The 24462-nt window shown below is 56.1% G+C and carries 21 protein-coding genes; 16 read left to right on the forward strand and 5 right to left on the reverse strand.

Features of this window, described 5'->3' with window-relative positions:
* Positions 1-274 precede the first annotated feature (274 nt).
* The 9 genes from H598_RS0108780 to H598_RS0108825 all read left to right on the forward strand — a co-directional run bounded on the left by H598_RS0108780 (position 275) and on the right by H598_RS0108825 (position 9091).
* A complete protein-coding gene (locus tag H598_RS0108780) occupies positions 275-889 on the forward strand; it encodes a hypothetical protein (RefSeq protein ID WP_028112691.1) in 615 nt (204 codons plus the stop codon).
* A 114-nt stretch (positions 890-1003) separates the two neighbouring features.
* Positions 1004-1444: a GNAT family N-acetyltransferase gene (locus tag H598_RS0108785; protein ID WP_028112692.1), complete on the forward strand. Its 441-nt coding sequence runs from the start codon at positions 1004-1006 to the stop codon at positions 1442-1444.
* A gap of 527 nt (positions 1445-1971) precedes the next feature.
* Positions 1972-2916 carry a hypothetical protein gene (locus H598_RS0108790; RefSeq protein WP_028112693.1) on the forward strand — a complete coding sequence of 315 codons (945 nt, stop codon included), beginning with the start codon at positions 1972-1974 and terminating at the stop codon, positions 2914-2916.
* Positions 2917-3178: 262 nt separating this feature from the next.
* Positions 3179-3610, forward strand: a complete 432-nt coding sequence (locus H598_RS0108795; protein ID WP_028112694.1) for a hypothetical protein — start codon at positions 3179-3181, stop codon at positions 3608-3610.
* Between the two features lie 277 nt (positions 3611-3887).
* Positions 3888-4199, forward strand: coding sequence for a hypothetical protein (locus tag H598_RS0108800; RefSeq protein ID WP_156896985.1), 312 nt, complete (start codon positions 3888-3890; stop codon positions 4197-4199).
* Between the two features lie 106 nt (positions 4200-4305).
* On the forward strand, positions 4306-4914 hold the full coding sequence (locus H598_RS0108805; RefSeq protein ID WP_028112696.1) for a hypothetical protein: 609 nt from the start codon (positions 4306-4308) through the stop codon (positions 4912-4914).
* 302 nt (positions 4915-5216) lie between these two features.
* Positions 5217-5606: a hypothetical protein gene (locus H598_RS0108815; protein WP_028112697.1), complete on the forward strand. Its 390-nt coding sequence runs from the start codon at positions 5217-5219 to the stop codon at positions 5604-5606.
* Between the two features lie 2 nt (positions 5607-5608).
* Complete coding sequence (locus H598_RS0108820; protein ID WP_028112698.1) at positions 5609-6148, forward strand: GrpB family protein; 540 nt, start codon at positions 5609-5611, stop codon at positions 6146-6148.
* 213 nt (positions 6149-6361) lie between these two features.
* Positions 6362-9091, forward strand: coding sequence for a cation-translocating P-type ATPase (locus H598_RS0108825; protein WP_084144393.1), 2730 nt, complete (start codon positions 6362-6364; stop codon positions 9089-9091).
* A 21-nt stretch (positions 9092-9112) separates the two neighbouring features.
* On the opposite strand, the gene ubiG is transcribed toward H598_RS0108825, so the two are convergent.
* Both ubiG and H598_RS0108835 read right to left on the reverse strand, forming a co-directional pair.
* Positions 9113-9880: a bifunctional 2-polyprenyl-6-hydroxyphenol methylase/3-demethylubiquinol 3-O-methyltransferase UbiG gene (ubiG, locus tag H598_RS0108830; RefSeq protein WP_028112700.1), complete on the reverse strand. Its 768-nt coding sequence runs from the start codon at positions 9878-9880 to the stop codon at positions 9113-9115.
* A 95-nt stretch (positions 9881-9975) separates the two neighbouring features.
* Positions 9976-10242 (reverse strand): acyl-CoA-binding protein, encoded by a 267-nt coding sequence (locus H598_RS0108835; RefSeq protein WP_028112701.1) that lies wholly within the window; start codon positions 10240-10242, stop codon positions 9976-9978.
* Positions 10243-10469: 227 nt separating this feature from the next.
* On the opposite strand from H598_RS0108835, the gene H598_RS0108840 reads away from it, so the two are divergent.
* The 6 genes from H598_RS0108840 to H598_RS0108865 all read left to right on the forward strand — a co-directional run bounded on the left by H598_RS0108840 (position 10470) and on the right by H598_RS0108865 (position 17775).
* Positions 10470-11675 (forward strand): OmpP1/FadL family transporter, encoded by a 1206-nt coding sequence (locus H598_RS0108840; RefSeq protein WP_028112702.1) that lies wholly within the window; start codon positions 10470-10472, stop codon positions 11673-11675.
* Positions 11676-11820: 145 nt separating this feature from the next.
* Positions 11821-12330, forward strand: a complete 510-nt coding sequence (locus H598_RS0108845; protein WP_028112703.1) for a hypothetical protein — start codon at positions 11821-11823, stop codon at positions 12328-12330.
* Positions 12331-12403: 73 nt separating this feature from the next.
* Positions 12404-13705 (forward strand): alkaline phosphatase, encoded by a 1302-nt coding sequence (locus H598_RS0108850; RefSeq protein WP_028112704.1) that lies wholly within the window; start codon positions 12404-12406, stop codon positions 13703-13705.
* Between the two features lie 291 nt (positions 13706-13996).
* Positions 13997-15964, forward strand: coding sequence for an alkyl/aryl-sulfatase (locus H598_RS0108855; RefSeq protein WP_245595578.1), 1968 nt, complete (start codon positions 13997-13999; stop codon positions 15962-15964).
* Positions 15965-16268: 304 nt separating this feature from the next.
* Positions 16269-16703, forward strand: coding sequence for a hypothetical protein (locus H598_RS0108860; protein WP_028112706.1), 435 nt, complete (start codon positions 16269-16271; stop codon positions 16701-16703).
* Between the two features lie 250 nt (positions 16704-16953).
* Positions 16954-17775 carry an MBL fold metallo-hydrolase gene (locus H598_RS0108865; protein WP_028112707.1) on the forward strand — a complete coding sequence of 274 codons (822 nt, stop codon included), beginning with the start codon at positions 16954-16956 and terminating at the stop codon, positions 17773-17775.
* Here H598_RS0108865 and nrdG read toward each other — a convergent pair.
* The 3 genes from nrdG to pepF all read right to left on the reverse strand — a co-directional run bounded on the left by nrdG (position 17772) and on the right by pepF (position 22798).
* The gene (nrdG, locus tag H598_RS0108870) at positions 17772-18272 is read right to left on the reverse strand and encodes an anaerobic ribonucleoside-triphosphate reductase-activating protein (protein ID WP_028112708.1); all 501 of its coding nucleotides are present in this window, start codon (positions 18270-18272) and stop codon (positions 17772-17774) included. The genes H598_RS0108865 and nrdG overlap by 4 nt on opposite strands.
* A 55-nt stretch (positions 18273-18327) precedes the next feature.
* The gene (nrdD, locus tag H598_RS0108875; protein ID WP_035415732.1) at positions 18328-20445 is read right to left on the reverse strand and encodes an anaerobic ribonucleoside-triphosphate reductase; all 2118 of its coding nucleotides are present in this window, start codon (positions 20443-20445) and stop codon (positions 18328-18330) included.
* Between the two features lie 496 nt (positions 20446-20941).
* Complete coding sequence (pepF, locus tag H598_RS0108880) at positions 20942-22798, reverse strand: oligoendopeptidase F (RefSeq protein ID WP_028112710.1); 1857 nt, start codon at positions 22796-22798, stop codon at positions 20942-20944.
* 122 nt (positions 22799-22920) lie between these two features.
* On the opposite strand from pepF, the gene H598_RS0108885 reads away from it, so the two are divergent.
* Complete coding sequence (locus H598_RS0108885) at positions 22921-24153, forward strand: integrase arm-type DNA-binding domain-containing protein (RefSeq protein WP_028112711.1); 1233 nt, start codon at positions 22921-22923, stop codon at positions 24151-24153.
* Positions 24154-24462: the final 309 nt, after the last annotated feature.

The following is a 24462-nucleotide window of genomic DNA, read 5'->3' on the forward strand; positions in this document are numbered from 1 at the left end:
ACCGTCGTCGATTGCACTCAAGCCTGGGCTATCAAAGTCCGCAGCAATATGAGAGAGTCGCGGCATAACAAACCCGTGTCCATTTTATCGGGTCATGATCATATGACCGTTTTACCAATCAGTGGACGAACAATTTATAAAAAATCAAAGAACGGTTAAACCTTATTAAGGGTGAGTTTGGAATTTTAGAGTAAAAATCCAATGAGTCAAAGCTCGCGGGCGTATCGAAGTTATGCCCGTGTTTTAGGCGTGAAAATTCAATTGGGAGTATCGAGTGCTAGAAGTGGTAGTTCAAATTATAGAAAAAGCACAACTTTCTATTATTACATTGTCTGTTGTACTTTTCTGGCTATATAAAATTGACCTTTCCGGAGTTTACAAAGGGCTCCATGAACGAAAATCTAGGCAATTAGATTTGTTAATTAATTGTTTGGATAACCATCACCTTAGTGACAATGTGAAGTTTGCAATTCAAGAAAGTGTTGAAGCTCAATTGTTTTATCAAAGTCATGGCATTCGAGCTGATAAACCGTATCGTGACGCACTGGTAAATATTAACAAGAAGTATCCAGATCAAGCCCGTTGGTTCTTCCTGAGAAGAGCTTATCCATTTATGGCTTTAGGTGAGTCCGGGCGAATAGAGTTAAAGGTTGGTAGAAAAGATGTTTGGATAAATAACGCGGTTATTTGGTTTTCCATGGGGGTCGTCTTATTAGGTTTTATATCTTTGTTGCTATTCTTTTTTGCTACTGCATTTAAGTACCTACCAGTTCAACTTGGCATTACGATGTTTGGGCTTGGTTTTGTTATGATATTTTTGGGGATGTTATTCCATTGGACTACGTGGGGTAGGCATGCAGCAATAAAGTTGTCAGAATTAGAGATTTAATAAAGAATTCAATGGCGATTTCTAACAATTAAGATTTTTCGTCTAATCGTTGGATTCTGTAGTAGCGCGGTTCAAGCCTTAATGCAGTATTTTTCAGAAAGGAATGTAGTCAATATGGAGTATTTTGAGGTTGGTTTTGAGTTAGTCAAAAGTGCATTTTGTGAAACAGATGAAATTAATGTTGGATTTGGTGCTGACTGTTCCTATCTTCAGATTGCTGACGGTAGTTCTGTAGCCTTTGCTGTTATCTATGATTTGAATGATAATGAAAGTGATTTTATAGAATTGGCGAGGTTTTTTGTACCAAAAGAGTATAGAGGAAAAGGGTTTGGTAGAGCAGCCGCAGTTTTTATTATCAGAGAGTTGTTTAAATTAAAGAGCGAAATACTGATAGACCCTTTGAGTAATTCAGTTAGATTCTGGGGGAGCGTCGCTAAAGAATTTTCTGGTAGCGTAGACTTTGTTGATGCTGTAGCACCAAAATATATTTGGACAAAAAACAATACATATGAGCTTTCTCCATGTAAAGGGACAAAATACATCCCCTCCGACTGAACTATCAGAGTGTCAAGCTAGCTAAGTGCTTTCTGGAAACACTTATAGAGGCTATTTTACGTGACAATCGGTAGCTGTAAATGCTGTGTTGCTACTGTTAGGACACAAAAAGTTTATTGTTGGTACCAAGCTAAATTTCGTCGATCACATAGTGATTATTGGCCTTGGTAGCCTGCAATTTTCACAGCTTGATTAAGGCTCTTAGGTTGGGGAGGATGGCTCCGTAGTAACGCACGGCATCATCCACTGTGTCAGAAACTAATGCAATATCCGCACTTTCCTTGTGCACATTCAACTCGCCGAAAAGTGTGTTAGCTTTAATCGTGTCGACTGCAGAGTTTGTTTGTGACTTCAAAAAACGATATAGCTAAGGCTTTTTTAACCCACGGTTAAACGATGAAGAGCCACAATCGCAGATTAAATTATGATATCTACGTCCTTGATGAGGTTATATTTTGAGTCTTTATAAATATTCTTACTGTCATAGTGACAGTTATTTGAAGTCTCCAGGTGACCACTGGAAGACGATGAACTTCAAAGGAGAGGTTTATGAGGCGTCTTTCCTAGAAAACATGGTAGGTAAAATTAATGACCTCTTTGAAAGTAAAAGGAGAATTGTTTCGAAAGGCCCTTACACACCAAAGAACAACAAGTATAAAAAAACAGGTTTTTTTTGTGATCAACGAGGAAGGATTCTGTACAATAGTAATAAAATATCTCTTGCTGAGTTTGATTGCATTGAGATCAGTGAAAACTCGTTGCTGTTCTATGAGTGCACGTTGACACAGAAGTCTGAAAATTTACGTGTTCTTAAGAAAGAAGCCATTCGAAAGTTGACTCTACTTAATAGAATTTTCCCAGGGAAAAAAGTGGTTTGTAAGGTAGTAAGTGATAACCCAGTTACACTTAAATATTTTGATGGGCTAGATTGTTTCAGTACTCTTTTTTATGGCTTTCCATCTGTAAGCCTTGATAAACTGGCTAGAGAAAGCAGGCCTGAAAGAATAGGTGTTCATTTTGGAATGGTTTCAGCAAATAGTTTAAATAATAGAATGGTTGAGTTTGATTATATAAAAGAATTTCAATTATTTAATTCAAATCTATTTAAAAACAAATCACTTGAATCTATTAAGATAGATTTGCTTTCTAGTAAAGGGTTGTATCCTAGATTATATTGGGGAAAGGTTAGGGTTGATAGTTTAGGTGATGAGTTTGTGGGGGTGAAATCTGAATATACCATAGTTTCAGTAAATTTCTCAAAAATAAACTCGCCCAAAATTAGATACTACTTTATAGGAAAGGGAAAGGCTTCCGTATATGAGGCTTTTAGCCCAGAGAAGAAGTTGAACAAAATGAAATCTAGCCGAGCAGAAATAACTAAAATATATAGTCAACTACCTGAAAGAACGATAGATGATTTGAAAGCATTAAAAGATGAGGTTCTGGAATGGCATGAAAAAACATTAATTTAATCCAATTGAAAGGGCAATAACTATTCTTTTTAGACTGAACGTTTACCGTGTCGAATTAGCGCAAATTATACTGCGCTGATAAAGCGCTTTCTATAAACGCATATGGAGGCTTTATTACACAATTTTCTGTCACTGTTAGCGTCGGTGCTTTCGACGTTTCAGAGACAAGGGATCCATTTGTAGCCTTTGGCTGGCATTAATCAGCGTTGTTCGATATGATTTGTCATAAAAATGAAATGTTTGTTTTTACTTCGAGGATGCTGTGGCAGATTTTAAGTTCTATTTTGGAAAGACGTTAACAGGCTTGTCTTGGGGAATCGGTTTTACGCTGGGAGTAGTTCTGGCTGCCAGTTTATACCAAAAGTATGAGGGTTGGGATGATGGCATCACAATTGATAACCCCGATTTTATTGAAATTTCAGAGCATCGAATTCTAGACAAAGGGCTCAGACTTACAATCCCTGCAAAAATTACGAATAACTCAAATGAAACTTGGGAGCAGATACAGTTTACCGTAGAGGTTTTTGACCAACATGGATTCTTGGGTAAGTGCTTTGGTTTTGCTGATGATGTAGAAACAACGGCAAGTCAATATCAGGTGGCCTACTGTAGTGATTTGGATTCTTCGACATTACCAGATGATAGCAAATTGCATTACGAAATATACCCATCGTTGGCAAGTAGGAGCGAGTGACGGCATCTGGTCTATAAAGTAGATAATAAATATTGAATAACATCGAAGTTAATTTCATTTTTGCCATGTTGACACGTCATTAAGTTAAACTTGTCCACTTTCGCTAAGAACCCTGATGGGATGACTACCGATGACACCTAACATCATCGAGCTCGCCAAGGAAATGCGGTCTATTTTTGAGCTAGCTCGAGAAGAGTGCGTTGCCTTGTTCGTGGGTTCGTTTCGGTTTCCGAATCGTGGGTGCGAAGGGGCGTGTCGTTACTTCGCCCATAGGGTGATGACTCAGTACCCCGAGTGTCGGGTGTGTGTGGTTGAAGGCTATGATCGACGCGGTGACGAGAGGCACTTTTGGGTGCTGGTCGATGACCGGGTGTACGATTTGACCTGCGATCGCTTTGAGGGGGTGTCTGCACCAATTCTTGGGGAACGGGATACTCCGCTGAGCCAGCGCTTTACTGAGCTTAGGTTTATCGAGGGTAAGGCCATCTTTGACAACTGGAATCCGGGTGAGCGATTCCAAAAGGCGAGGGTGCTCAGATACATCAACTACAAGTCGGCGCAGCCGCACCTGTATTTGGTAAAGTGCTGAATGGCTTCGATGTGGTTAACGGTGACTAAGTGCGATCAGCGGACTTTGGTTTGGCAAACAGGCACGTTGATGAGACCACCATTACAGATAAAACGCAGGAACCCCCATGTTTGAAGCTATGACAGAGCTTGAGCCTGTCCATGTCGGCCTGGCCTTTGCGAACTCAATCGAGAGTCATCGCGGCGGCGCTATCCCTTCTGGACTACTGTCGGCGACTCCGCTGGCACAGTTGTCATCGACATCGATTGCAGCAAGTGGCCTGGATCTGCTGCTGGTGGGCGGGGCCAGTTCAGAACAGATTGAAGCGATTACCAAGGCCTGTGATAGCTGCGGCTGCATCGTTGCCTTTATAGATGGACATGGCGGTGACTGTCAGTTGGTCTGGAACGCAATGGTCAACATCAAGGCTAAGCTGGAAGCGCACGAGATGCCGGCGAATCTTGGGGTGACCGATGTTCGAGAACTGGCAAGCGTTGCCGATGCGTTGCTGGCTTTTGACAGTGAAAAAAGTCTGCTGGAATTTTTGCGCGCCACCCCAACGGAACGCCACTGCGGTGTTATCTATCTGGCCAGCAGCAGTGTTGGTTTAGCGCGTTATAGCGAGATGAATCAGGCCATCGCCGCTGTGCTGTCATCTACTGCCTATTTTGTTTCCAGTGTCTATTCAGCTAATAGTCACGACTGCATTGCCCTGGTGGGAGTTCGACAGCCCTGATACGCCGGGGGAAGCGCCGGTATCTGCGCGTTTCCCCTTTATCTACTTACCTCTTTCTGTACTCATCTTTTTCCTATCGATACCTTTCTCCACTTACCTATTTCTTTACCTAAGCCTTTCTCTATCTACTTTTAGCTCGTTGTCTGAGTCCCTCACTGGTTTACTGTTTCTCCCTTTTCGCTTTCTCGAGTCGCTTTTCTTTCACGCCATCCCTATCCGGCCTTTGTTTCCTTTCTTCCATTTGCACCGGTTGCTTGTTCGCGGCTAAAGTAACGCCAGTTATGGTGTGAAAGGCGGTGAATGTGAACAAGGGCAGGGAGCCATTTTGGCAGCGGCTGGCAAAATGGGTGGTGGCAACAGTGGTGGTAACTGTGGCCCTGTATCAGGGGTACCTGTTTGTGCTGCCGTCCATCACCGTGGTTAACGCCTCTGGCGGGGCTGTTAGCGTGACGGTGCGCCTGCCCAGCAATCGTCTGGATTTTGGCCGCATCGCGCCGGGGGCGGATAACACCCTGTATTACACCCTGGCTCAGCAACCGGGTGATTACCGTTATCGGTTGCAGCGCAGTGGCGCCGAAGTCACCGGCCACTGCGGCCGAGTGGCGGAGAATGAGGTGCACAAGCGAGTGAAGATGACCATTGGCAGCGATGGCCAGTTACGTTGCCTCAGTAATAACAACCTGGAACGCTAGTAATGAGAGAAGTGGTAGTAGTAGCGCATCGGCCACAATGGCGCGATGCCTTTATCAGTGAGTCGGCGCAGCTTCGCCAGGCACTGGCGGGGCTCACTGTATCGATTCATCACATCGGCAGCACCTCGGTGCCTGGGCTGTGCGCCAAGCCGGTTATCGACATTCTTATCGAGGTGGAGGCGGTCTCGTTGTTGGATACGCCGGAGATCACCGCCCAACTGGCGAGGCTGGGTTATTCGGCCCGCGGCGAAAACGGCATTGCCGGGCGGCGCTATTTCGAAAAGGGCGGCGAAGACAGGACTCACCAGATCCATGCTTTTGCCGGTGGCAGCGCCGGTGTGCGGCGTCATCTGGCGTTTCGGGATTATCTGCGGGCGCACCCGAGTGTGGCCGAGGCCTATGGCCAGCTCAAACAACGGGTGGCACTGAGGTGTGACCACGACATTGTCCGTTACTGCCAGGGTAAAGACGCCTTCATCAAATTGCATGAGCAGCGGGCACTGGCGTGGATCAGCGCGCGCGGCCAATCCGCCGGTGGTTAATGCCGTTGCGTCGTTGATGGTTTTGGCTTAGGCGCCTGCGATGGAGTGTGAGTCGCTGTGGGTTGCCGGTTCCCCTTCGATGTCGTTTAAGGCTTGAGCCTCTCCCCCTTTGATCGGTGTAACGGCGGCCTCGGTTTTTCGACAAGCCGATCAACAATCTATACTCAATCACCATAGGCTCTAAACCGAAGCGTCGACAGAAGGGGTGGTGGTGTGGCAACAGCGGATGACCGGGCCGAAGCCGACAGCCTTCGGGACAATGACCGATTCTTAGTCCAGCCCCACAGTGTTGCCATCGATGAGGTGCTGGCGTTACTGCACAGCTCGCGCCAAGGTCTGTCGGAGTCCCACGCCAGCGAGCGCCTGGCCCTGTATGGCCCCAATACTCTCCCCAGTGGCAAGCCGCCGGGGATGCTGGTGATCTTTTTCAGGCAGTTTAAGAGCCCGCTTATCTACATCCTGTTGGCGGCGGCCCTGCTGTCTGCGGTAACCACCGCCTGGTCTGACGCGGTGTTCATAACCGCCATTCTGTTACTCAACGCCATCATCGGCTCGATCCAGGAGTACTCGGCACAGCGGGCCACCGAGGCGCTGCAGAAGATCGTCACCGCCCGGGCGCGGGTGCTTCGAGACGGCCAGCTGCATGACAAAGACGCCAGCGTGTTGGTGCCCGGTGACGTGGTGGCGCTGGAGTCCGGCGATCGGGTGCCGGCGGATCTGCGCCTGTTCACCGTTCATGACACCGTCATCGATGAATCCCTGCTGACCGGGGAGTCTGTGGCGGTGAGCAAGAAGCCGGATGTGGTGCTCGTGCCGATGACGCCGCCGGGCGACCGCTGCAACATGGCCTTTGCCGGCACCATGGTCGAGCGGGGCCGGGCCTGGGGCGTGGTGGTCAATACCGGCTTGGCCACCGAAATTGGCCGTATCGCCACCCATGTGTTGTTGCGCCCGGTTACCAAGTCGCCGCTGCTGTTGCGGATGGAGCGATTTACCCGGCGGGTGGCGGTGTTCGTCGGAGTGGCGGCGATGGTGGTGGCGCTTATCTCCATCGCCCGGGGCACCGAGTTGGCGGAGATCTTCTTCCTGGCGGTGGCCCTGGCGGTGTCCGCCATTCCTGAGGGCCTGCCGGTGGCGCTGACCGTCGCCCTGGCCATCGGACTCAGGCGAATGGCCAATCGCAACGTCATCGTCCGGCGCCTGATCTCGGTCGAGGCACTGGGGTCGTGCACCTGCATTGCCACCGATAAGACCGGCACCCTGACCGTCAATCGAATCACGGTGAAGCGGGTTGAGCTGGCCGATGGCAGCCAACTGGAGGTGGCGGGCGAGGGGATCGTTCCTAGTGGCAGGCTAACCATTAACTGTGACGCCCCCGGTGAGGCGCTGCAAGTTCCGCTAAGTCGGCTGGCCCGCGCCTCGGTTCTGAGCAATGAGGCCCAGCTTATGGTGCGCGATGGCGAGTGGACCGCGCAGGGGGACGCGGTCGATGTCGCCCTGTTGGTGATGGCGCACAAGCTGGGCATGGTGAAAGAGAAACTGGCGGTCCAGTGCCCCGAGATCGACACCATTCCGTTTGAGTCCGAGCACATGTTTTCCGCCAGCGTTAACCGGGTCGAGGCAAACACCCTGTGGTCGGTGAAAGGGGCGCCGGAGACGATCCTGTCCATGTGCAGCGCCATGGCGGTGGCCGGCGGGGATTTGGCCATCGACCGGGCTGGCATTCAGCGGCGGGCCGAGGCGTTGGCGGCACAGGGCTACCGCATGTTGGCGGTGGCAGAGGGCCAGATGGACGAACCGGTTGAGGCGGCTGTGTCCGAACGGCGGCTAAGCGGCCTGACTTTTTTGGGGTTGTTGGGCATGGTGGATCCGCTGAGGCCAGAATCGGCTCAGGCGGTGGCGAGTTGCCAGCAGGCGGGCATTCGAGTGGTGATGGTCACCGGCGATCATCCCATTACCGCCCTGGCCGTGGCCCGGCAGCTGCAGCTGGCAGACGACGAGCGCGCCATCGTCACCGGGGCGGATCTCAAGCTGGCCGACAGCGAGCCGGGGCTGGATCGGCTGACGGAATCAGCGCGGGTCTACGCCCGGGCCGAGCCGGTGCAAAAATTGGAGGTGGTTAAATCCCTGCAGCGTCATGGCCATTTTGTGGCGGTCAGCGGCGACGGCGCCAACGATGCTCCGGCGCTGAAGGCGGCCCAGGTCGGCGTGGCCATGGGGGCCAGTGGCACCGAGGTGGCCAGGGAGACCGCCGATCTGATCATCACCGATGACAACTTCAGTTCCATCCTGGCCGGGGTGGAGGAGGGGCGCGTCGCCTACTCCAACGTGCGCAAGGTGATCTTCTTGCTGATCTCCACCGGCGCGGCCGAACTGGTGCTGTTTACCCTTGCCCTTATCACCGGCACACCGCTGCCGCTGATGGCGGTGCAGCTGCTGTGGCTGAACCTGGTCACCAATGGCATCCAGGACATCGCCCTGGCGTTTGAACCGGCCGAGGGCAATGAGTTGTCGCGGCCACCGCGACCGCCGAACGAGGCGATTTTCAACCGGGTGATGATCGAGCGGGTGGCGGTGTCGGCATTGACCATCGGCGGCATCGCCTTTGTGTTGTTCCAGTGGTTGCTGATGCAGGGCTACAGCATCGAGGAGGCGCGCAACGGCACCCTGTTATTGATGGTGCTGTTTGAAAATGTTCAGGTGTTCAACAGCCGTTCCGAGACCTTGTCGGTGTTTCGCCATAACCCGCTAAGGAATCCGCTGCTGCTGTTTGGCACCCTGGCGGCGCAGCTGATCCACATCGGCTCGATGTACACCCCCGGCCTCAGTTCGGTGCTGCAGGTGCAGCCGGTGTCGTTTGTGCACTGGTCGCAGTTGCTGCTGTTGGCCCTGCTGCTATTGGTGGTGATGGAGGTGCACAAGGCCGTTCGGGGTCAAGGCTAGCGCCAAGGTCACTGGCGAGGATTACAGCTTGCGGGCACTGAGCAGGTAGTTGACGTCGGCGCTGTGGCTCAGGCGCCAGCGGCGGCTGAAGGGGTTGTAGCTCATGCCGGTCAGGTCGTTGATCTCAAACCCCTGCGGCGCAATGGCCTGAATGATCGCGGTGGGGCTGACGAACGCGCGCCAGTCATGGGTGCCACGGGGCAGGGCGCGCAGCACGTACTCGGCGCCAATAATGGCCACGAAGAAGCTCTTGATGGTGCGGTTGAGGGTGGCCACGATCAGCAGTCCGCCGGGTTTAAGCAGTTGGCCGCACTCGGTCAGCAGGGCCTGTGGGTCTGGCACGTGCTCCACCACTTCGGTGTTGAGCACCACATCATATTGCTGGCGTTCTTGAAGCAGGGCGGTGGTCAGGCAGTGGCGGTAGTCTACCTGGGTGGCGGAGAGTCTGGCGTGACGACGGGCCACCTCAATATTGTGGGCACTGGCGTCGATGGCGGTGACTCGGTGGCCTTGGCGGGCCAGCGGTTCGGCCAGCAGTCCTGCGCCACAGCCCACATCCAACACCGTCAGTGGCTGATTTTCACTGGCTTGCCCAAGGCCAACCGCATCGGCCAGATGGGCATCGATGGCGTCGGTGATGTACTGCAGCCGAACGGCATTGAAGGCCAGCACGGTTTTGAACGGGCCGTCGGGATCCCACCAGGCTTCGGCCAGGGCATCAAATTTCTCAATCTCCCGCTCAGACAGATTGGCGGCCAGCTCCGGGCTGAGTTTGTCTCGATGCAGCATGGTATCGACTCAAATAAACGCAATACTGACAGGTACGCAGGCCACAGGGAAGGGGATCAACAACGGGCCTGGAGTCAGGCCCGTGTGGGTGGGGGTTAGCTGTGCTTTTTCAGCAGCGAGTCCACCAGTTCAACGTAGCGGCGCTTGCACTCGGCGGCGTCCAGTCCAGACAGCGCTTTCCAGGCCTGGTACTTGGCGTGTTCTGCCATCTTAAACATGGAAGGGGCGGAGCCGGTCACGTCACCGGAAACCGCTTGCTTGTACAGCCCGTACAGAGACAACAGGTGCTCATTGGCCGGGCGCTGGGTCAGGGTTTTGACTTGCTGTTGGGATTGTTCGAATCGTTGGTTCAGTTCTTCCATGTTGCGTTCTCCTTGTTAAGCAGTCTAAAAATTAGCGTGGATCCGCACCGAGGGAAAGGAGCCAGATCAATTAAGCGGTGAATAGTGTGGGTGGCGTTTATGACAGCATTACTGTTGCGCTGTTATTTCGCAGGTTGCTCATTTTTCTGATTTTTAATTCGGTTGGCAACGCACCGCGGCTCGGCTTGGACTACCCTTGTGGCTATCAGGGATGAGGGGAGTACAGGATGAAAACGAGTTTGGGGTTGGCCGCTTGCGTGGCGATGCCGTGTTGGGCCGCAGCGCCGCTTTTTCCCGAGATGGGCAATCTGAGCGCCTCTACCGCCGGCGCCGGCTCGGCGGCCATCGCCGAAGGGGCGGAAACCGCCTTTGCCAATCCGGCGGGGATGGTGCGGTTTTCGCGTCCGGCCTGGGCGGTGCAGTCGCAACTGGTGTCCTCCAGCATTAACTACAAAGACAACGGCTCCAGCGGCCTGTTTGCCAGTGGCAGTGATGGCGGCGACGCCGGCACCAATGCGCTGGCGGCGGGGCTGTACTGGGTGCAGCCGCTTAACCGGGAGTGGGTGTTCGGCTTGGCGCTGGCGTCTCAGGGAGGCTCGGCACTGGACTACGGCTCCGATTTTCGCGGCGCCTTGCTGGTCACCGACGTCGAGGTGCTGTCATTGCAGTTTAACCCCAGCGTCGCCTATGCCATCAGCTCCCATTGGTCGTTGGCGTTGGGGGTGGCGTTGGAGTACGCCAAGCTGGAGCAGACACTGGGGATTCCCGAGACCCAGCGGCAACTGTTCACCGACGGTGACAGCTGGAACATGGGCATCAACCTGGGGCTGATGTACCAGCTCAACCACGATCATCGCCTCGGCCTCAGCTTTCGAATGGAAGCCGACCATCAGTTTGAAGGCAATGCCAGCCTGTCCGGTCGCGACGGCGAGGTGGCCGACAGCGTCAATTTTCCCTTTCCGGCCACCGCCGTGCTCAGTGGCGTGCACGAGTTTCATTACCTGACCGTGCTGTGGAACCTGGGTTACGGCTGGTTGGATGCGTTCGATACCACCACCTTTGAGCTGGGGGAGCAGCCGGTGCTGGCGATCGAGCGTCAGTGGCAGGATACCTGGAACGGCGCGCTGGGCGTTCATGTGCCGCTGAACCGCTACTGGCGATTGGAGTTTGGGGTTGGTTACGAGCAGTCGCCCCAGGACGATCCCGCCTATCAATACCCGGATCTGCCGGTGGACACCCTCATTCGCTATGGACTGGGGGCCAGTTACCGCTTTAACGATCACTGGCGCTTGCAGCTGTTCTACGAGTATCTGGATGCGGGAGAGCCGCACATCGATCGGGCCTTTGGTGATCAGGGGCGCCTCGGTCGGCTCACGGGGCAGTGGAATAACGCTATCGAATTCATGGGCTTGGCGCTGAATTACCGCTATTGAGGTCTGACCAGAGGCCGTAAATCGGCTCCATTGGCCGACGGCCATGCCTATATAGAGGTAAATCACAGTTTTCATGGTGTCAGGTCAATAAACGCCGTGATGCGGGGGGTAGTATGGAGGCATCAGCGAGATTCAAGGAGGAGTTATGCACCAATTTGCCCATCGCGAGTCTGCTGCGGCCGTGCCCGCCATCAGCCACGCCGAAACCTGGCGCTATCTGAAACAGGGATGGCGGCATTGGGTCCCGGATCAGGCCCGCACTCTGGCCTGGGGCGTGGAGCCGGAGCTGGCGGAATGTCTGGCGAAACTGGGTTACCAGGTTGGCTATGTGGTGCCCCATAAGCCCGAGTGTGCTGATGACAGCCTCATACAATGGCACGTCGGTAGCCTGAGCGATGTTCCTAACTCGGCCGACATCGAGTTAATGGTGGTGAAAACCGCCGAGTGCACACCGTCGCGATCCGCCGGATTGTTTGCCGAAGCCAAGCGGCTGCTGCGTTACTCCGGAGTGCTGGTACAAATTTGTGGACGCGGTGGCAAGGAGTCCGCCGGTCGCAACATCGTCCAGGGGTTCAAGGCGGGCTGGTCGCTGCGGGCCCGTTACGATGCCGGTAGCGTCGAGGGCGCGGTCACCCTGGTGTGGCAAAAGCTGTAACAGTTGTACAGTGGAAAAAATTGGTAAATCAGGGCAGTATCTTCAATCTTATTGATTTTAGGACCCTGTTATCATGTTGCGCACCTCTGCTCTGGCACTGGCGATGCTGTCGGCGTCTGCCTCGGCGGCCCCGACTCTGCCCAAAAACGTCATCTTCTTTATCGGCGATGGCATGGGCCCGGCGTACACCACCGCCTACCGTTATTACCAGGCCGACAGTGAGGTGGGTCAGGTGGCGCCGACGGTGTTTGACCGGCTGATGCTGGGCAGCGCCAGTACCTTTCCCCATGATGACACCGTGGTCACCGACTCCGCCGCCTCGGCCACCGCCCTGGCTACCGGAGTAAAAAGCTACAACGGTGCCATCGGCGTCGATGAGCACAAGCAGCCGTTAGACTCGATGTTGGTGGAAGCCAAGCGGTTGGGCTGGCAAACCGGCATCGTCTCCACCTCCCAGGTTAACCACGCCACCCCGGCCAGTTTCGTGGCCCACGCCGAACTGCGCAGCCAGTACGATCTCATCGCCGAGCAGTTTTACAGCCGTCGCCTGCAGGAAAACCAGCCGCTGGTGGACGTGATCCTCGGCGGCGGACAGAAGTACTTTCCCATGGACGACGGCGGCCTGGGGCAATCGATGCTGGAGTGGGGCTACCAATACACCGACAGCCTGACACAGCTGGACAGCCTGAACCGGACCCCGGCCATGGGGCTGTTTGCCGATAAGGGGCTGGAGTACGCCATCGACTCGGACCAGCCTCATCGCCTCAGCGCCATGGTCTCCACCGCGCTGCGGCTGTTCGAGGGATCCCAGCAACCGTTCTTTATGCTGGTCGAGGGCAGTGAGATCGATTGGTGTGGCCATGGCAACGACATCGCCTGCGCCATGAAAGAGATGGACGACTTTGCCAAGGCACTGGAAGTGGCGGAAACCTATGCCAAACGCCATGGTGATACCCTGGTGGTGTTTACCGCCGATCACTCCACCGGCGGCCTGACCCTGGGCAACAACGGCGAGTACCAGTGGGACGCCAAGGTGGTGAAGCAGGTTAACGCCTCATTGCCGATCATCAGCAAGGCGATCATCAATCAGTCCGCCGCTGAGATGGCCAAGACCCTGACCCAGTATGTAGAGTTTGCCTTTACCGAGCAGGAACTGGCGCGCCTGGCGTCGCTGAATCAGGATAACGAGGCGCTGTACTGGGCCCTGTCCGAGATCATCAGCGATCGCAGCTTTACCGGCTGGACCACCAGCGGTCATGACGCCATCGATGTGCCGGTGGGCGCCATCGGGCCGCAATCGCAGCGGTTTATTGGCCACCACGACAACATCGACCTGTCCAAGCAGTTGACCGAGATCATTCAGGCTCAGCGCTGATGCAAGCCCCTGTCCGGTGCCGGACAGGGTCATTGAAGCGGGTTCTTTTCGATGTGGGCGCAGTGGCTGCCACTGCGCCTCATTGGCCCCATAGGGGTTTTGAGGATCTCTGGTCATTGCGGCGGTGGCTCATGCTGCTGCGGCAATTCAATACAGACAAAGCCTCTGACCACTCCATGTCGCTTTATCCCACTTTCCTGAACAACAACGAAACCAAGTTGCTGAAATGTAGTCCTAAATGGTCAGTGGCGTGATAAGTTAGCGTTTTAGGATAAAGGGAAGGGACTGACGGTGAATAGATTGAAAATAAAAACGACTCTCCTGGCCGCCGTGGTGCTGTTGTCCGGATGCACCGATCCCTCCGTTCCCCCGTCCGAGCTGGAGGCCTCCGACTTTACCCGTACTCACCAGAATATGGTCAAAGACACCCTGCCTCTGGATGATCCCACCGATTTTGACCGCGCCACCAAGGGACTGATCGCCAGCGACGACAGCCTGATCATCAACAACGCCAACGGCGAACCGATCTGGAACATGGATCAGTACCGGTTCTTGCAGGGGCAGGCGCCCTATACCGTCAATCCCAGTCTGTGGCGCCAGGCCAAGCTCAATGCCATTCATGGCCTGTTTGAGGTGGCGCCGGGCCTGTACCAATTGCGCGGCTATGATCTGGCCAACATGACGGTGATTAAAGGCGAGCGTGGCTGGATCATCGTCGATCCCCTGACCACTGCCGAGACCGCGGCCCGGGCGATGAAGATGGTCAACCAGCAGCTGGGCAAACGACCGGTAACCGCGGTGATTTTCACCCACTCCCATGCCGACCACTTCGGCGGCGTGGATGGGGTGCTGGCGGGTCAGGATCGCGACGGCGTCGAGGTGATTGCCCCGGCCGGATTCATGAAAGAAGCCACCAGTGAAAACCTGCTGGCGGGGCCGGCCATGGTGCGCCGGGCCGGCTACCAATACGGTAAGGATCTGACCGCCTCCGCCAAGGGGCACGTCGACCTGGGGCTGGGGAAGTCCCTGGCCATGGGCAGCGTTGGCATCGAGGTGCCCACCCGCGAGGTGGATGACACCGGTGAGGTGGTCGAGGTCGATGGCGTCACCCTGGAGTTTCAGATGGTGTCCGGCTCCGAAGCGCCGGCGGAATTCACCTTCTATCTGCCGCAGTGGAAGGCGTTTTGCGGCGCCGAGTTGGTGTCGCAGACCATGCACAACATCTATACCCTGCGCGGCGCCAAGGTGCGTGATGCCCTGCAGTGGAGTCGCTACATCGATGAGGCGCGGCTGCGCTTTGCCGATGCCGAGCTGTATTTTGGCAGCCACCACTGGCCGGTGTGGGGCCAGCAGAGTGTGCAGGAGTTTCTGATTAAGCAGCGGGACTTGTACAAGTTCATTCACGATCAGACCTTAAGGTTTGCCAACCAGGGCTACAGCGCCGATGAAATTGCCGAGCGGGTGCACCTGCCGGACGGGCTCAAGCAGACGTTCTCGGCCCGTGGCTACTACGGCACCCTTAAGCACAACATTCGTGGCGTCTACCAGTACTACTATGGTTGGTACGATGCCAATCCCGCCCACCTGGATCCCTTGCCGCGTTCCACCGTGGCCCGGCGTTATGTGGAGCTGGCTGGCGGCGCCCAGGCGATGCGTGAGAAGGCCCAGGTGGCGCTGGATCTCGGTGAGTACCGCTGGGCGGCAGAGTTACTGAATCACCTGGTGTTCTTCGATGCCTCGGATCAGCGCTCAAGGCAGATGCTGGCCCAGGCCTATCGGCAGATGGGCTACCAGGCCGAGTCCGGCCCCTGGCGCGACGTGTACCTGAGCGGCGCTCAGGAGCTGATCGACGGAGTGAAACGTGACGGCCCCAGCATGGAGAAGAACATGGCCGAGGTGTTGGCCAAAACGCCGATGGTGCACTTCCTCGATGTATGGGCCACCCGCCTGGATTACGAAGCCGCCGGCGACAAGCACTATCAGTTTGTATTGGGGCTGACCGATAAGAAAGAGTATTACCTGTTGGAAGTGACCAACGGCGTGATGACCTACCGACAGATCCCTGAGTCTGTACCAGAGGGGGTACCGGCGTTGGTGCTGACCCATTCTTTGTTCATCGATATCGCCACCCGGCGGATCGAGTTGCGATCGATCCTGGGTCACGACGAGCTGGAGGTGTCCGGTGATGTGGTCGACATCGTCAGCTTCTTCCGTCTGTTTGACAGTCCGGAGCCGGGGTTCGCCATCATTGAGCCCTAGGGTGGGGCGGCTGTGATGCCGCCTTTGTCACTTGGTTGTTGCCATCGAAGCGGCGTTGTCCGTCAGCGAGGCCGCAGTTGATCTTCTCTTGGTACCTCAGTAATCTTGCGGGCCAATTGCTACCACTGGGGTTGTGCAGTGGCGCCGGCGTTTCAGTGATGGCCGCTTCGGGTCGTTGTGTTACAGAGTCCGGCAGCGGCTATTGGCCCCAAGCAGGGGCGAGTATTGGCCGTGAAGCGTTGCTCGGGAACTCCGGTAACGACTGGGGCTCTAAACAGGCAGCGGAATTTGGGGAGTATAAAAAGTGAAGTTTAAGTCCTTGTTGCAGGGGTTGGCGGCGGCGGTGTTTCTGTTTCCGCTGTTGGCGCCGGTGATGGACCTGCCGTTGGTGTTTGAAACCCAGAATCGCGGTATGCAAGTGATCCCGGCCAGCAACGAGTTGCAGCATTTTGCCCTGATCAGCTACTGGCTGCCCGCCTGTTGGTTGAGTGCGGCGCTGCTGCTGATTGCCTATGGCACGGAGCATGGTGCCGGATTGTTGCGGTTCGGCGCGCTGCTACTGGTGGCGTTTCCTTTGGTGCATTACGGGGTGGCCTGGCTGATCGCCGAGCTGATCGTCTCCTGTGGTGAGTGCCTGGTGTTCAGTGCCTGGGAGCTGGTTTTTGATGGCGTTTGCCTGCTGGCGGGATTGGTCGTCTTGGCCTACGCTCGGCGGCTGCAGCATCGAACGCTGGCCTGAGGGCAATACCACCCGATGATGAAGACCGCCGCGAGGCGGTCTTCGTCGTTTTGGCGCTGGATAAGCGCCAGCTGGCAAAGATTGCTCGGCCGTGGTGAGGGCCTCGGTGGCAACTTAAGGGGACAAGACCAAGCGCTTGCTTGTTTGCGATCCCTTTGTTAGCTTGCACAGAGACACACGGCCAGCCCGTGAGCACCGAGCGCCAGCACCGACAGGGAGTGGCAATTGACCCGGCATCGACGGAGAGGCTATGCCAATACGACAACGATTTGAGTATCAGGGCGTTGAGGGAGCCAGGGTGGGGCGGCTCAATCGTGGCATCAATACCACCTTCGTGGTCTATCGCCTCGGCGAAACCGTCATCGACACCGGTCCCAGCAACCAGTGGTCGTCGGTGCGCCGTTTCCTCGATAGCCGGCCACCCCGGCAGTTGCTGCTGACCCACCATCATGAAGATCACAGCGGCAACGCCGCCCGCATTGCCCAGCGATTCGGATTAACCCCTCTGGCCCCGGAACTGGGCCGGGCCAAGCTGGCGTCGGGTTATCGCACCCCGCCGATTCAGCGCTTCATCTGGGGCCGGCCCTATCCGGTTCAGACCGAGCCCTTGCCGGAGCGGATCAGGCTGATCAGCGGCGATACCCTGACCGCGGTGGCCACCCCGGGCCATGCCAAAGATCTCACCTGTTTCCATTGGCCGGAGCGGGGCTGGCTGTTCAGCGGCGATCTCTATATCTCCAAATCCCTGCGTTACCTACGCGCCGATGAGGAGTTGCAACTGTTGATGCACAGCATTCATAAGGTGCTGCAGCTGGAGTTTGAAGTGGTGTTCTGTCCTCATCGCGGGGTAGTGGAGCAGGGGCATCAGGCGCTGTCGGAGAAGCTGGAGAATCTGAAACAGCTGTGCCATCAGGCCAGGCATCTGCGTCAGCAGGGGCTGGATGAGCAGGAGATGGTGCGACGGTTGTTGGGGCCGGAGGATTGGCTGGCCAAGGTGAGTTTCTACAACATCAGCAAGGGCAACCTGGTGCGCCAGGCCGCCCGAGTGTCCTTGGGCGGCCTGGGGGGTTAGTCGTTGATGCGGGGCACGCTGGCCTTGGCCCGCTCGGACAGGCGGTGAACGATCTGGTTGCTGCTGCCGCGGTACAGCAGCGACGGGTCGGCCAGATCCTGTTCGAAGCGGCCGTCCACCAGTACATCCAGGTAGGGCAACAGCTGCTGTTGATGGGCACTGAGTTCATCCAGCCGATAGCCGGTCCAGCACCAGATGTCTTTGTCCGGGCACTCGCTATGGACTCGGGTCACCAGTGCCAGCACGTCATCGACGTTGGCCGGATGCAGCGGATCGCCGCCGGACAGCGTCAGTCCGCGCCGTGAAATGCGGGTATCGGACAGATCCTTGATGATCTGATCCGCTAACGCCTCGGGAAAGCGGTGGCCGGAGTCCAGGCGCTGGGTGCTTTGGTTGTAGCAGCCTTTGCACTGATGTTCGCATCCAGACACAAACAGGGTGCAGCGAGTGCCCGGGCCGTTAACGACGTCAACGCTGTGGTAGGTGTGATAGTTCATGGTTGCCTCACTGAAAAAGGGGCCGCAGCCCCTTTTTGTTATTGCTGCCTGATGCCTACAGGTGCTTGACCCGGCGTTTTACCTCTTCCTGCTTCCCTTCGTTGAACGGCCGTGCGTCCGGGCTGCCCAGGTAACCGCACACTCGGCGGGTTACCGACACCTTGGACGGATCGTGGTTGCCGCATTTCGGGCAGGTAAAGCCTTTGGAGGTACACTCGAACTCACCGGTAAAGCCACACTCGTAGCACTCGTCGATGGGGGTGTTGGTGCCGTAGTACGGTACATGCTGATAGGCATAGTCCCAGACGTCTTCCAGCGCTTCGACGTTGTGCTGCATGTTGGGGTACTCGCCGTAGCAGATAAAGCCGCCGTTGGCGATGGCCGGGTAGGGCTTCTCGAAGTCAATCTTGTCGTAGGGATTGACGTTCTTTTCCACGTCCAGGTGGAAGCTGTTGGTGTAGTAGCCCTTGTCGTTGACCCCTTCCACCACGCCGTAGTGGCGTTGGTCGATCTTGCAGAAGCGGGTGCACAGGTTTTCACTCGGCGTGCTGTAGAGGCTGAAGCCATAACCGGTCTGGGCTTTCCAGGCGTCGGTGGCGGCGCGCAGACGCTCAACGATGGTCAGGGCGCGAGCTCGCAGCTCCTCGGAGTCGTACAGGTGCGCTTCGGTGCCGTACAGGGCGTTGACGGTTTCGTGCAGGCCGATGTAACCCAGAGAGATGGAGGCGCGGCCGTTCTTGAAGATCTCGCTGATGTCGTCGTCCGGCTGCAGACGCACGCCACAGGCACCTTCCATATACAGGATCGGAGCCACTCGGGCTTTCACCCCTTCCAGACGGTTGATGCGGGTCATCAGCGCTTTCTTGGCAATGGCCAGACGCTCATCCAGCAGTTCGAAGAAGCGGGTTTCAGAGCCCTTGGCTTCGATGGCGATGCGCGGCAGGTTGAGGCTGACCACACCCAGGTTGTTGCGGCCTTCGTGGATCAGTTCGCCATTCTCTTCGTAGGCGGACAGGAAGCTGCGACAGCCCATCGGGGTCTTAAACGAGCCGGTGACTTCAACCACTTTGTCGTAGTTGAGAATGTCCGGGTACATCCGCTTGGTGGAGCACTCCAGCGCCAGTTGCTTGATGTCGTAGTTGGCGTCGCCGGATTTGTGGTTGAGGCCGTCTTTAATGGCAAACACCAGTTTCGGGAACACCGGGGTCTTACGGTTTTTGCCCAGGCCCACCATCCGCACTTTGAGGATCGATTGCTGAATCAGTCGGCACTGCCAGCTGGTGCCCAGGCCAAAGCCAAAGGTAACGAACGGGGTCTGGCCGTTGGCGGTGTGCAGGGTGTTGACCTCGTACTCCAGGCTCTGGAACGCGTCGTAACACTCTTTCTCGGTGCGGGCACGGGCGTAGGCTTCGGCATCGGCCACCTGCCACTCTTCGCCTACCTCGAGGTGTTTCTCGTAGCTCTTGGTGACGTAGGGCGCCAGAATCTCATCGATGCGGTTGATGGTGGTGCCGCCATAGATGTGGCTGGCCACCTGAGCGATGATCTGGGCGGTGACGGCGGTGGCGGTGGAGATGGACTTGGGCACGTCGATCTCGGCGTTGCCCATCTTGAAGCCGCCGGTCAGCATGCCGTGCAGATCGATCAGCATGCAGTTGAACATTGGGAAGAACGGGGCGTAGTCGAGATCGTGATAGTGGATCTCGCCATTCTCGTGGGCCTTGACCACGTCGCGGGGCAGAATGTGGCGGGTGGCGTAGTGCTTGGCCACAATCCCTGCCAGCAGATCGCGCTGGGTCGGAATCACCTTGGAGTCTTTGTTGGCGTTCTCATGCAGCAGCGCGGCGTTGCTCTGATCCACCAGGCCACGAATCTCACGGTTCAAGCGGCTGTTGGACTCTCGGGCGATGTCACGATCGTGGCGGTACTCGATGTAGGCACGGGCCACGGCCTTGTACGGGCCTGCCATCAGATGGTTTTCCACCATCTGCTGAATTTCGTCAATGTTGACCTGTTGCAACTCCGCCAGCTCGAGTTCAATGGTTTGGGCTACCCGCCCTGCGTAGTCGTCGTCTTTGACGTCGGCAGCCAGCGCAGCCCGACTGATAGCTTCGCAAATCCTTGCGCTATCAAAAGGGACATGGCAACCGTCTCGCTTAATCACAACTGGCATGACAAAATTTCCTTAAATTTGTGTTTTCGGTCTTGACAGGCACAACATATTGGTGTGTCGATTCAATTATGACCTATATGTAGGATGGACGTCGCATATTAGGCGCTAAAACAGCGGCTAATAAATTGATCCGGATCAAGAAGTTACCCAAGCGAAAAATGGCAAGCGTTGGTTTTTTGTGATCCATTGGCGAAGATCAGGTTTTGGTTAAGTAGCGGCTTTGTTTGGCTTGTGTTTCTAATTTGTGTGTGTTGGATAGAGAGTCAGCGACCGCTGCTGTTTCTTTGTAATAAAAAAGTGATTGACTCTGGAGCCGGTTAATCACCGCCATTTCAGTGGACAGAGTTCAGCTTGTGGAAAACCCAATTCACACCTAGGGCTGGCGCGCTCTGAGGCTGTGGTTAGATCTTTGTGATCATTCTGATCCAATAAACTCGATTCTGATAACAAAAAAAGGGAGCGTTTGCTCCCTTTTTGACCAGTCAAAAAATTGGCGTTATGGCTGGCGGTTGAGAATGGTTTCCATCTCATCCATGAGGCGATTCATGCGGGCAAACACCGCCTCGTAAGGCGCCGCGGTGGCCAGATCGACGCCGGCACGCTTGACCAGATCGTAGGGGTAGTCGCTGCCACCGGATTTCAGCAGCGTCAGGTAGCGGTCGTAGGCGGCGCGGTCGCCACTGAGGACCTCATCGGCAAAGGCGGCCGAGGCGGCGATGGAGGTGGCGTACTGATAGACGTAGAAGTTGTAGTAGAAGTGCGGCACGTAGGCCCACTCAATGCCGTAATCCTCGTCGATGGTCATTACCCCCTTGTCATGGCCGTGGTAACGACGCAGCAGGTCGAGAAACAGCGCTGAGGCTTTGGTGTCGCTCAGGGGCTCACCGGCTTCCACGGTTTCGTGAATCGCCCGCTCAAACTCGGCAAACATGGTCTGACGGAAGAAGGTGCCGCGGAAGGTCTCCAGGGTCTGGCCGAGGAAGTACAGCTTTTCGGCGTCGTCCTTGGCGTTGGCCAGGGCGTAGTCGGTCAGCAGGTGCTCCTGGAAGGTGGAGGCGATCTCGGCGGTAAAGGTGGCGTAAGCGGCCGTGGGGTATGGCTGATTGGCGTTGGCGAACACCGAGTGGTTGGCGTGGCCCCACTCGTGGGTCAGGGTCGACACCGAGGCGTAGTCGTCGTTGTAGTTCATCAATACATAAGGATGAACGTCGTAGGCGCTGCCACTCATGTAAGCGCCGGAGCGCTTGCCGGTCTTAGGGTAGGTGTCCATCCAGCGCTGCTTAAGGCCGGTACGGATGTTGTTGACGTAGCTTTCGCCCATGGGCGCCAGGGAGGACAGCATCATGTCGATGCCGGTGTCGATGGGGTAGTTGCGGGTGGCCTTCACCACCGGGGTGTAGATGTCGAAATACTGTTGGTCCTGCAGCTTAAGCAGACGGGCCCGCAATTTCAGGTAGCGTTGCAGGGTATCCAGGTTGGCGTTGGTGGTGTCCACCAGGGCGCTGTAGACCTCAACCGGAATGTTGTCCTGGGCCAGGGCCGACTCCAGGGCGCTGTCGTAGTGGCGGCTCTGGGCGTTGAACACGTCGGCTTTGACGTTGGCGTCCAGCATCGAGGCGATGGTGCGGCGGTACTGGCTGAGGGTAGCAAAGAACTGATCGAACGCCTGCTTGCGTACGGCCCGATCGCCATGGCTGCGGTATTTGGCATAGTTGGCTTGATTCAGGGTAACCGTGTCACCGGCCAGTTCCACCTGAGGCCAGGGCAGTTCGGCGTTAGTAAAGGTGGCGTAGCTGGAGTAGGGGCTGCCGGTGAGGGCGCCGGTGGCGGCCATGATCTGTTCGGTCTGCGGGCTCAGGGTGTGGGCCTTGGCCCGAAGGATGTCCTGCAGCGGAAAGCGGTACGGTTGCAGGCGTGGCTCCTGGTTGATCATCGCTTCGACCTTGGCATCGCCCAGGGCGATCAGCTCCGGCTTGATAAACGCGCTGATCTGATCGAACTGATTGGATAACATGTTCATCGACTGACGTTTTGCGCCATTGTCGGAGTTTCGCAGATCGGTATCGGCATTAAGGTTGGCATACACCGACAGTTGGGATAGGGTTTTGGCCAGATCATAATAGAGGTCCAACGCGTCGGCCAGTTGGCCTGCGCCGTTGCCCAACTGGCCCTGATAGCGACTCAACTGCTTCATGTCGCGGGTCAGGGTGTCTTTCTGTTGTTGCCATTGCTGCCAATCTGTATACAAAGGTGACAGATCCCAGTTTTGCTGGGAATCGCTGCTGGCCACCACGGTGGTGCTACCGGCGCACGCAATCAAAAAGGTTGCGCAAATTAATGATTTTTTAAACATTCTTTGTCCATATTATCGTTATGGTTACTGGAATGCTGAGATTACCACGGTCGGTGTGCGGCCACCACTGAGACTCGGCCAGGCTGTGACTGGCATGGGCAATAAACGCATAAGGAACAGCGATGAGCATTAAGATGTCGCCCAAGCAACAGGTGCTGGCGCTGCTGGATCAATGCCTGGCCACCGGCGTTCGCGGCCGGGTCCAGGCGGTGATTAAGCAGGCCATTGCCGACATCGAGGGCCAGAGCAGTCAGCGGGGCTATCAGCACGCCGACAGCGACATCAATGAAACCGACTGCCCCGGCCTGATCTTCAAGGTGGGCAAACACACCCGCCGCTGGGTGTACCGCTATACCCCATCCGGTGCCCGCAGTACCCGCCAGATAACTCTGGGTTACTACCCGCAGATGGATCGCGCCGCCGCCATTGCGGCCTGGGAGGCACAGCGCCTCGCCCTGGCGGGCTCGGCGCCTCAGACTGAGGCACCATTGAGCCTCAACGACGCCATTAGTCGCTACATCGACGACTACGCACGTCAGCACCGGCCGCAGTGGCGGCGGGAACGGCAGCAACTGGAGCGCTGGTTGGGGGATGAGTGGGGCGAGGTGGCCGCCGACGCCCTGACTCCGGACCAGGCTTTGCAGGTGGTTCGGCCACAGCAAAGCGGTGCCCGCCAGCGGCTGGCGCTGCTGCGTCACTTCTACCGGGTGGGACGCGGCTTGTGTGACGAGCTGCAACAGGGCTGGCTGCCGCCAACCCTGGCGTGTCCCTTTGAGCAGGTTCAGGTGTCTCAAGGCAAGCGTCATCGCGTTCAGGTTGGCTGGCCCCAGGTGGGGCGCTATCTGCGGGAGGTCAATGGGCTGGAAGACAGTGACCCGCGTAAACTGGTGTTGCAGCTGCAGTTGACCAACCTGGGGAGCCTGGCGTTCTGGTGCCAATTGCAGTGGCAGGACATCGACTGGCAAGCCGGATTGGCCCAGGTCGGCCAGGGCAGTGACAGCGCCATTATGCCGTTATCGCCCGCCAGCCTGGAGCTGCTCAAGCGTCGTCAGCGCAGTGCCGGCCCCAGCGTCTGGGTGTTCCCCAGTCACAGCGATGACCGCAAATCGATGCCGCATCATTACCCAGCAAAACTAATGCAAAATCTGAGGGCAAGCCTGGGGCTGCCACCGCACTTCACCGCCAGCGCCCTGGCTCGTCTTGGTCAACACTGGCTGGCAGAGCAGGGCAGGGAGATCGACTCACCCCGCTGGCCGTTGGCCACCACTCGGCCATCGGCGGCGGTGTTGGCACAGCAAAATGACTGCCTTAAATTGTGGGTCAAAAGGCTACACATCCAAAAGCAGAGTGATTGATGATGCCGGGTCCAGGGTGGGTTTTGCCACTTTTACCAAAATTACACGATGTAACTAATTTTGTAACCAGTCATCTCAGAAAGGGTTTTGGTGATGATTTATTCCAATGAGTTGCTTCTAATTGCCGTTTTTTAAGACCTGCCTCTTCGCCGGGCTTCTCTGTGCTTGCCCAGGCCAATGTTTGAATTGTCGTGCCTTGTTACCCAATGGTTCGAGACGTTGCCCTCATCGAGGTGACCAAATTGGCGAAACGAAAATTCAGCTAACGGCGGCTGGCGGCCACTCTGTTTCGTCGACCTTGTCATTGCG

The organism is Ferrimonas kyonanensis DSM 18153, from assembly GCF_000425405.1.
GTDB classification, from domain to species: Bacteria; Pseudomonadota; Gammaproteobacteria; order Enterobacterales; family Shewanellaceae; genus Ferrimonas; species Ferrimonas kyonanensis.

What these genes read in the sequence shown, in the direction of transcription:
- pepF (WP_028112710.1), bottom strand. Translation starts at nt 22,798, where the DNA reads ATGTTTAAAAAATCATTAATTTGCGCAACCTTTTTGATTGCGTGCGCC.
- H598_RS0108790 (WP_028112693.1), top strand. Translation starts at nt 1,972, where the DNA reads ATGAACTTCAAAGGAGAGGTTTATGAGGCGTCTTTCCTAGAAAACATG.
- ubiG (WP_028112700.1), bottom strand. Translation starts at nt 9,880, where the DNA reads ATGCTGCATCGAGACAAACTCAGCCCGGAGCTGGCCGCCAATCTGTCT.
- H598_RS0108785 (WP_028112692.1), top strand. Translation starts at nt 1,004, where the DNA reads ATGGAGTATTTTGAGGTTGGTTTTGAGTTAGTCAAAAGTGCATTTTGT.
- H598_RS0108865 (WP_028112707.1), top strand. Translation starts at nt 16,954, where the DNA reads ATGCCAATACGACAACGATTTGAGTATCAGGGCGTTGAGGGAGCCAGG.
- H598_RS0108845 (WP_028112703.1), top strand. Translation starts at nt 11,821, where the DNA reads ATGCACCAATTTGCCCATCGCGAGTCTGCTGCGGCCGTGCCCGCCATC.
- H598_RS0108835 (WP_028112701.1), bottom strand. Translation starts at nt 10,242, where the DNA reads ATGGAAGAACTGAACCAACGATTCGAACAATCCCAACAGCAAGTCAAA.
- H598_RS0108805 (WP_028112696.1), top strand. Translation starts at nt 4,306, where the DNA reads ATGTTTGAAGCTATGACAGAGCTTGAGCCTGTCCATGTCGGCCTGGCC.
- H598_RS0108850 (WP_028112704.1), top strand. Translation starts at nt 12,404, where the DNA reads ATGTTGCGCACCTCTGCTCTGGCACTGGCGATGCTGTCGGCGTCTGCC.
- nrdG (WP_028112708.1), bottom strand. Translation starts at nt 18,272, where the DNA reads ATGAACTATCACACCTACCACAGCGTTGACGTCGTTAACGGCCCGGGC.
- H598_RS0108800 (WP_156896985.1), top strand. Translation starts at nt 3,888, where the DNA reads ATGACTCAGTACCCCGAGTGTCGGGTGTGTGTGGTTGAAGGCTATGAT.
- H598_RS0108840 (WP_028112702.1), top strand. Translation starts at nt 10,470, where the DNA reads ATGAAAACGAGTTTGGGGTTGGCCGCTTGCGTGGCGATGCCGTGTTGG.
- H598_RS0108820 (WP_028112698.1), top strand. Translation starts at nt 5,609, where the DNA reads ATGAGAGAAGTGGTAGTAGTAGCGCATCGGCCACAATGGCGCGATGCC.
- nrdD (WP_035415732.1), bottom strand. Translation starts at nt 20,445, where the DNA reads ATGCCAGTTGTGATTAAGCGAGACGGTTGCCATGTCCCTTTTGATAGC.
- H598_RS0108885 (WP_028112711.1), top strand. Translation starts at nt 22,921, where the DNA reads ATGAGCATTAAGATGTCGCCCAAGCAACAGGTGCTGGCGCTGCTGGAT.